Annotated in this window: 5 protein-coding genes; 3 read left to right on the top strand and 2 right to left on the bottom strand. The window is 63.4% G+C overall.

All coding sequences use genetic code 11. The features are described 5' to 3' along the window. The first annotated feature begins 388 nt into the window (after positions 1-388). From cysK to Q8P46_01555, 3 genes are all read left to right on the top strand, one after another. Positions 389-1,450, top strand: coding sequence for a cysteine synthase A (gene cysK / locus Q8P46_01565; protein MDP2618859.1), 1,062 nt, complete (start codon positions 389-391; stop codon positions 1,448-1,450). 536 nt (positions 1,451-1,986) lie between these two features. Further along, positions 1,987-2,148, top strand: coding sequence for a hypothetical protein (locus Q8P46_01560; GenBank protein MDP2618858.1), 162 nt, complete (start codon positions 1,987-1,989; stop codon positions 2,146-2,148). 600 nt (positions 2,149-2,748) lie between these two features. Then, positions 2,749-6,492 (top strand): vitamin B12-dependent ribonucleotide reductase, encoded by a 3,744-nt coding sequence (locus Q8P46_01555; protein MDP2618857.1) that lies wholly within the window; start codon positions 2,749-2,751, stop codon positions 6,490-6,492. Positions 6,493-7,659: 1,167 nt separating this feature from the next. Here the strand turns inward: Q8P46_01555 and Q8P46_01550 are convergent. Continuing rightward, positions 7,660-7,947: a GIY-YIG nuclease family protein gene (locus Q8P46_01550; protein MDP2618856.1), complete on the bottom strand. Its 288-nt coding sequence runs from the start codon at positions 7,945-7,947 to the stop codon at positions 7,660-7,662. A 209-nt stretch (positions 7,948-8,156) separates the two neighbouring features. After that, entirely contained in the window at positions 8,157-8,384 is a 228-nt protein-coding gene (locus Q8P46_01545) for a hypothetical protein (protein MDP2618855.1), read from the bottom strand. Positions 8,385-8,858 lie beyond the last annotated feature (474 nt).

Below are 8,858 nucleotides of genomic sequence, written 5' to 3'. Positions count from 1 at the left end.
GCGCGGCTCGCCGGGCGATGCGGTGCATCGGCCAACAGCCGCAACACCGCCACGGCGCAAAAGAACCCGGCCTTCGGTGGGCCAAATCGGCCCACCGGGTTCGTTGCCGCGCTCGCCCGATATCCCGTATCGCGCGTCGCGCCGCGCCTGCCCGGATGAACCGATTTGGCCCATCGAATCGATCCCCTATAACCATGAACCGCTCTAAATCGCTTTTCGTGAAACCGGAGTCACTCAAAGCGCTCTAACTTTTTTATTTTACGCGCATTTTTGTCCGATAACCGGTTCCCACTTTTCGGAATGCGCTCTAGGATTAAAGACTGCGGCATTGTGCCCAACCTCCTTTGATTGGGCTTTTTGTTGGCGCAAGAACAAAGGCGGACAAATCATGGGTCGGAAATTCGCAAATATTCTCGAGACGATCGGGAACACTCCGGTCGTCAGGGTCGATAAGCTTGCCCCTTCGGGCATCAACCTATTCGTCAAGATCGAGGCATTCAATCCGCTGGGTTCGGTGAAGGACCGGCTGGCTCTCGGTGTGATTGAAGCAGCCGAGCGGTCGGGAGAACTCAAACCCGGGCAGACCGTGATTGAAGCGACTAGCGGCAATACCGGTATTGGCCTTGCCATGGTTTGCGCCCAAAAAGGCTACCCGCTCGTCGTAACGATGGCCGAGAGCTTCAGTGTTGAGCGCAGAAAACTGATGCGGTTCCTCGGCGCCGATGTTGTGCTCACGCCTGCCAAGGAAAAAGGCACGGGCATGGTCAAGAAGGCCGTAGAGCTGGCCGAAAGCCATGGCTGGTTTCTGACCCGGCAGTTCGAGAACGAGGCCAATGCCGACATTCACTCCCGGACGACCGCCAAGGAAATCGTGGACGATTTTGACGGCGAACCACTCGACTATTGGGTAACGGGATTTGGAACCGGAGGCACGCTCAAGGGCGTGGCGCGCGTCCTGGCCAAACAGAGGCCGGATACGAAAATTATTGTCTGCGAGCCGGAGATCGCGCCCATGCTTAGCAGCGGGACAAAGCAGGAGAGAAACCCGGACGGCTCGCCGGCAGCGAGTCATCCGGCATTTACCCCGCATCCCATGCAGGGCTGGAGCCCGGACTTCATTCCGAAATTGGCCGGCGATGCGGTCGATACCGGTGTCATCGAGCGCATCCTGACGATTTCCAACGAAGAGGCCATGCACTGGAGCAAGGAGCTGGCTCAGAAGGAGGGCATTTTCGTCGGGATAACCGCGGGCGGCACGTTCGCCGGGGCGCTGAAAATCTGTCAGGAGGCGCCCGATGGCGCAACGGTCCTTTGCATGCTTCCCGACACAGGCGAGCGATATCTGAGCACGCCACTTTTTGCGGATGTTCCGGCGGAGATGACCGACAAGGAAATCAATATCGCAAATTCGACGCCCAGTTATAACGTCGAGCCGGCCGGCGGATCATGACAACCGCCACTTTTTCTGCGGCTCGCCCAGGACCGACGTGGAAGGCATTTCTCTTTCATTTCTCTCATCGCCGATATCGAACATGGTCGCCAGACATGCGCGGCACTTGATCCAGCTTCACTCGACAGGTCCCGCACAAACTCCTTTTGATACGGTTCCCTCTCCTCAGCGCCCGAACCTCCGTATCCGCGTGGCCGTGCGTCCGCTCATGGGGGAATTATCACCCTGACGAAGCAACATCACGCCCAAGCCGGATTCGCAGCATCAGCCGGAAATCGAGATCGCGCCGGAGATGATCGAGGCGGGAGTTGACGCATTCCTCGAAATGTCAATCGATTGAGTAATTCGCTTTGGGTAGCGAGGGCGGGAAGAACCGTCGGGCGGCCGGGATGGCCGGCGCACACTGGGGAAAGGATGGGCGGAATACACAGACGGCAACGACAGTCGGCAAGCATGGCCGGTGGGCGCGCGCCGGCGGCTTCGAAATTTGCGCTGGGTCATGGACCGAATCGCTTAGCGGCGGCAGGATGCGGGCCATGCAACGGATCAAGATCGAGCAGCACAGCTCCATCGGCCTCCTGTGGTTCGCGGGCTGGCTCTTCACCATCGGCTACCTCAAGCTCAGCTTCTGGAAAGGCGTGCTGGCGCTTGTAATCTGGCCCTATTACATCGGCGCCCTGTTCGCGCCGGCGGTCTGACCTGCGCCAAGCCTCGGGGGACCGCGGGCGCGCGATTCGCCGCGTACCGCCGCCGCGCCCTCATCGCCCGAGCCCCTCCCCGTCGCACCCGCGCAGCGCCGCATCGGCCGTTCGCCGCAGGCGATTTCCTCGCCCCCGCCTTGCTTTAGCCCACTTTCCCACAGCGGCGGCAAAAGGCCCGGCGCAAAGCCTGCGAATCGCGCTATGAATCGCGCGGGCATCGACGCGCCGTCCCCAGGATTTCCCCTGAGATTCCACAGGTTTGTCCATATTTAGTGGTTTATTAAATGTTACCTACTAGTTCTTGACGCATGAGCGCGAGTCGTCGTAGGTTTGAGATCGTCGCGGGCAGAGGTCAGTTTCCCGCGACATTCCATCAAAGGCCGTTCTTGGCGGCGCCGTGGAGGGTACGAGCCCGGCGCACGGAGGATTTGTGCCTTGGTCGGAGCCGGCCGGCGGGCAAAGCGCCAGGGAAGGCCGGCTTCCGGCGGAAAAACAAGTCAGTGTAGGCGTCGAGCAGTCATACGGGGAGCCGAAATCGGCCATCGCCCGGCGGCGTTCAGCGTGCCGGCGGGCATCAGAATGAGGGGGTTACTTGAGATGCGGATCGCGCGCCAATTCACGCACAGCGGAAAATCGCCCTACCACACGATTCCGTTCCGCAAGGCCAGGAGCGAGATCCGCAATCCGGACGGCTCGGTGGTGTTCCGTCTCGACGAGTTCGAGGTGCCGGCGCATTTCTCCGCCGTCGCCGCCGACATTCTGGCGCAAAAATACTTCCGCAAGGCCGGCGTTCCGGCGCGGCTCAAAAAGGTCGAGGAAACCGGCGTCCCGTCCTGGCTGTGGCGCTCCGTGCCGGACGCGGACGCGCTCGCTGAGCTGCCCGAGGATCAGCGCCATGTGAGCGAGCGCGACGCGCGCCAGGTGTTCGAGCGGCTCGCCGGAACCTGGACCTATTGGGGCTGGAAGGGCGGCTATTTCTCGTCGGAAGAGGACGCACGCGCCTTCTTCGACGAGCTTTCCTACATGCTGGCGATGCAGATGGCCGCGCCCAACTCGCCGCAATGGTTCAACACCGGGCTTTTCTGGGCCTACGGCATCGACGGCCCCGGACAGGGCCATTTCTACGTTGACTGCGAGACCGGCCGCCTCACCGCCTCCAAGTCAGCCTACGAGCACCCCCAGCCGCACGCCTGCTTCATCCAGTCGATCTCCGACGACCTGGTCAACAAGGGCGGCATCATGGACCTGTGGGTGCGCGAGGCGCGGCTGTTCAAATACGGCTCCGGCACCGGCACCAACTTTTCCAGTCTCCGCGGCGAGGACGAGCCGCTTTCCGGCGGCGGCAAGTCCTCGGGCCTGATGAGCTTTCTGAAGATCGGCGACCGGGCGGCCGGCGCCATCAAGTCCGGCGGCACGACCCGGCGAGCGGCCAAGATGGTCGTCGTCGACATCGACCATCCGGACATCGAAGCCTATGTCAACTGGAAGGTCAGGGAGGAGCAGAAGGTCGCCGCTCTCGTCGCCGGATCAAAGGCTTGCTCCAGGCATCTCAACGCCATCATCAAGGCTTGCGTCAATTGCGAGGCCGACGGCGAGGACTGCTTCGACGCCGCCAAGAATCCGGCGCTCAAGCGCGAGATCAGGGCCGCGCGCCGGTCTCACGTGTCGGAGAATTTCATCCAGCGGGTCATACATCTCGCCCGCCAGGGCTATCGCGAGCTCAAATTCGACGCCTACGATACCGACTGGGACTCGGAGGCCTACCGCACCGTTTCGGGGCAGAATTCCAATAATTCCGTGCGCGTGACGGACGATTTTCTGAAAAGCGTCGAGCGGGACGGCGACTGGAAGCTCATCCGCCGCATCGACGGCAAGGTGGCCAAGACCCTTAAGGCGCGCAGCCTCTGGGACAGCGTCGCGCTTGCCGCCTGGAGCTGCGCCGATCCCGGCATCCAGTTCCACACCACCATCAACGACTGGCACACCTGCCCTGAGGCGGGGGAGATCCGCGCGTCCAACCCGTGCTCGGAATACATGTTCCTCGACGACACGGCCTGCAACCTCGCCTCGCTCAACCTGCTGCGCTTTTCCGACGCCGGCGGCTTCGACGTCTCAGCCTACGAGCACGCGGTCAGGTTGTGGACCGTCGTGCTCGAAATCTCGGTGATGATGGCGCAGTTCCCGTCGAAGGAAATCGCCCGGCTTTCCTACGAATACCGCACGCTCGGCCTCGGCTACGCCAATATCGGCGGGCTGCTGATGACCTCGGCGATCCCCTACGATTCGCCCGAGGGCCGCGCGCTCGCAGGCAGCCTGACGGCGATCATGACCGGGGTCGCCTACGCGACGTCCGCCGAGATGGCGGCCGAGCTCGGCGCCTTTGCCGGCTATGGCCGCAACACAGACGCCATGCTGCGCGTCATGCGCAACCATCTCAACGCCGCGCGCGGGCGCGTCGACGGCTACGACAGGGTGGCGACGCCGCCGGTGCCGCTCGACCACGCCCATTGCCCGGAAAAGCGCCTCGTCGAGCATGCCGTCGCCGCCTGGGAGAAGGCGGTGGCGCTCGGCGAAAGGCACGGCTACCGCAACGCGCAAGCCAGCGTCATCGCGCCGACCGGCACCATCGGCCTGGTCATGGACTGCGACACCACCGGCATCGAGCCCGACTTCGCCCTCGTCAAGTTCAAGAAGCTCGCCGGCGGCGGCTATTTCAAGATCATCAACCAGGCGGTGCCGAAGGCGCTCGCCGCCCTCGGCTACGCGGAAAGCGACATCGGCCGGATCGTCGATTACGCCGTCGGCTTCGGCACGCTCAAGGGCGCGCCCGGCATCGACCACGACAAGCTCGTCGCCAAGGGCTTCACGGAAGAGAAGATCGCGGCGATCGAAGCGGGCCTCAAGACCTGCTTCGACATCAAGTTCCAGTTCAACCGGTGGACGCTGGGCGACGATTTCTGCCGCGGCAGGCTCGGCCTCGACGAGGCGGCGCTCGCCGACCCGACCCTCGACCTGTTGGCCCGGATCGGCTTTTCCAGGGCCGAGATCGAGGCGGCGAACCTTTATTGCTGCGGGGCGATGACGCTCGAAGGCGCGCCGGGGCTGAAGCCGGAGCATCTTCCGGTCTTCGACTGCGCCAGCCCCTGCGGGCGCACCGGCAAGCGCTTCCTCTCGGCGGAAAGCCACATCCGCATGATGGCCGCGGCCCAGCCCTTCATCTCCGGCGCCATTTCCAAGACCATCAACATGCCGAACGCGGCCTCCATCGACGACTGCAAGGAGGCTTATGCGCTGTCCTGGCGGCTGGGGTTGAAGGCGAACGCGCTCTACCGCGACGGCTCCAAGCTGTCGCAGCCCCTGAGCGCGCAGGTGCTGGCCGGCGAGGAGGAGGACGAGGAGGACGCCATAGACGCGATCCTCGACAAGCCCGCGGCGGCGCGCGCCGCGGCGGCGGCCGAGCGCATCGTCGAGCGCGTCGTCGAGCGCGTCTCGCGCGAGCGCGAGAAGCTGCCCAACCGGCGCAAGAGCTACACCCAGAAGGCGATCGTCGGCGGCCACAAGGTCTATGTCCACACCGGCGAATACGAGGATGGCCGCCTCGGCGAGATCTTCATCGACATGCACAAAGAGGGCGCCGCCTTCCGGGCGATGATGAACAATTTCGCCATCGCCATCTCGCTCGGCCTGCAATACGGCGTGCCGCTGGAGGAATATGTCGACGCCTTCATCTTCACCAGATTCGAGCCGGCCGGCATGGTCCAGGGCAACGAGGCGATCAAGAACGCGACCTCGATCCTCGACTATGTGTTCCGCGAGCTGGCCATCTCCTATCTCGGCCGCCACGACCTCGCCCACGTGTCGCCGGACGATATCGGCGCCACCGCCATGGGTTCCGGCGTTTCGGAAGGCAAGCGGCCGAGCGGCCAGCCCGGCGCCGGGCCGCGCTATGTTTCGCGCGGCCTGTTGCGCGGCAAGGTGGCGGACAATCTGACCCTGTTCCAGCCGCGCACTGGCGGCGAGCCGAAGGCGGAGGCGCGCGGTGGCAAGGTGCTCGGGGGCGACGCCCCGGTGGCGACGCTGCAGGCGCGCGCCCAGGATGCCGGCGAGACCATCGTCCACGAGGCGACCGCCCGCAAGATCGCGCCCCATCCGGCGCCGGACGAGACCCCGGCGCCGAACTCGCAGCGCGCCGCCAGGGCGGCGGAAGTCCAGCGCCTCGCCGAGGCCCGCGCCAAGGGCTACGAAGGCGAAGCGTGCTCCGAATGCGGCAACTTCACCATGGTCCGCAACGGCACCTGCCTGAAATGCGATACGTGCGGGGGCACGAGCGGGTGTAGCTGAGCATGCGAGAGTGAATGGGCGAAGCTAAACGAAAAAAGACCGCCACCCAGAAGCTAATCGAGCGGTTTCCCGATTGCTGCCTGTGTGGCGGTTTGCGTCCTTCAAACACCCGGGACCATATCCCGCAAAAGTCTCTATTTGATGGTTCACATAGACCCGACGGACTGGTTGTACCCGCGTGCATGCTCTGCAACCGATCGACAAGCACCGCCGACCTCGTGGCATCGGTTGTCAGCCGTTGGCGATATGAACCTGAAGAGCTCGAACTTCACGATCACCGCCGGCTTATAGGTCGGCTACGCATGCAAGCTCCGGAAGTGATCGACGAACTGATTAGACTTCCTCCTGGGGGGCGGGTCGCGGCTCGTCGGCATTTGCGGAAGCAAGGCGTTCATGTCCCGCCCGGCAGCGGAATGGTCTCAATCGGGCCAATCACTATTCGCCATTTGAACCTATTCGCGCACAAGGTGGTTCTCGGCTTGTACTTTGATAGACTTGGCAAAGTGCTACCTACTGAGGGGCGTGTTTGCGCATACTGGAGGACAAAGGAGGATTACCAACGCGGCGGTGTTCCACGGGAGTTAGTCGACATACTCCCGAAACACGAAACGCTGCGACAAGGCTCTTGGAATACACAAAAGGTCTTTGAGTACCGGTATGATTTGAACCCTGAAGATGGCCTCTTTGCGTGCCTCGCCCGCTTTAGGGCCGGATTATTTGTGGCTGGATTCGCAGTGCGGGACGAAAAAATGCTCGGGCAAGATGATAAGGCAGATTGGATAGCCCCGACCAGCCTCCTCGATATACTAACTGAGCCGGGTTTCGAGCGCCGACAGTAACAACGGTACCAGCCCGCAGGATGGATTGAGCGTGAGCAAAACCCATCGCACCCCACCTCCCCTCGTCATCCCGGGCGCGGCGCAGCGCGGAGCGGTGCGCTGCAGACCCGGGATCCATGAGGCGGGCGCTCCAGGTTCATATGGTCCCGGTTGCCGCGCGGCGAGGCCGCATGGGTCCCGGCTCTCCGCTTCGCTCCGGCCGGGATGACGAGGTGATGGGATGGCGCTCCGGCCGGGATGACGAGGTGTTGGGAAGACAGTCCGGCCGGGATGACGAGGTGTTGGGAAGACGCTCCGGCCGGGATGACGATGTGGTGAGAAGGCGCGCCTAACCGGTAATCTTGTCCCACAGGTCACGCCATTTCGGGTTCTGCGATTCGATCAGCTCGATTTTCCAGGCCCGCCGCCAACGCTTGATGCGCTTTTCGCGCGCGATGGCAAGCGGCATGGTTTCATGCCGCTCATGATACACGAGGCGGCAGACGCCATAACTCTTCGTGAAGCCTGGAACCATCCCTTCGCGATGTTCGTGGATGCGGCGCAGGAGGTCGTTCGTCACGCCGACATAAAGCGTGCCGCGCGGCTTCGAGGCGAGGATATAGACCCATGCCGTCATGCGCGAATGGAACCGCCGCATGGAGTGCGGGGTCAAGCCCGGCAGTGACGATTTGGGATTGGCAAGCAGGCGCACGGTGGGCATCGGCCTTGCGACCGATGCCCACGCGGGCCGCACGCATCTCCCGAGGCCCAAAAGAATACGGTGCGCGGCAAGCCGACGCTGACCGAAGCTTTCGCTACGGCCTCGTTGTTCCTGCCTCGGCCTCGTTACTGGTTTCCGCCGGGGGCGGGTTCGCCGGTGCCGCCGGTGGTGCCGGTCGTGTCGGGCGCGGCCGGCTGCTCGGTCTGCGGCACCTGCGCGTTGATGTCGCCGCCCGTGTCGGCGTCGCCTCCAAAGAGGAAGAAGCCGATCGCGACGACGGCCACGACGAGCGCGCCGACGAGCACGGCGATTCCGGTGTTGCCCCTGCCGCCGGTCTTGATGTTGTCAGCCATCTCGGTCTCCGATGCTGTTTGGTGATCACCCGATCGGACCAACAACGCGGCCGCGGCGATCCGGTTCCATGGCTCCGCCCGAGGAACGGTAGGCACCTCCGGTAGCCCCGCCGCATCTTTACCTCCCATTAACCGGCAACAAATTTTTCCGGGCAAGGTCATCCCCGCTCTGAAAACCGCCCTGGGACTCGCAGGCATCTTCTCCCACGCGGGGGCCGCGGACAGCCCTAATTCGTCGTCACCCGGCTTGACCGGGTGACCCAGTATCCGCCGGGCCCGATCTTTGACGCTAGAGCGGTTCATGGTTATAGGGGATCAATTTGATGGGCCAAATCGGTTCATCCGGGCAGGCGCGGCGCGACGTAAGAAAACCAGGCGGGGAGGGGCGAAGCCACGACAGGGACGCAAAAAAAGTTACCGGGCCGGGCGGCCGGCAAGACTGAGCGTGACAAAGTTGCAACTGCGCTCGGACAA

This window comes from Hyphomicrobiales bacterium, assembly GCA_030688605.1.
GTDB lineage: Bacteria > Pseudomonadota > Alphaproteobacteria > Rhizobiales > NORP267 > JAUYJB01.
Note: the sequence above shows the minus strand (reverse complement) of the source record. Positions and strands in the feature narration are given on the sequence as shown.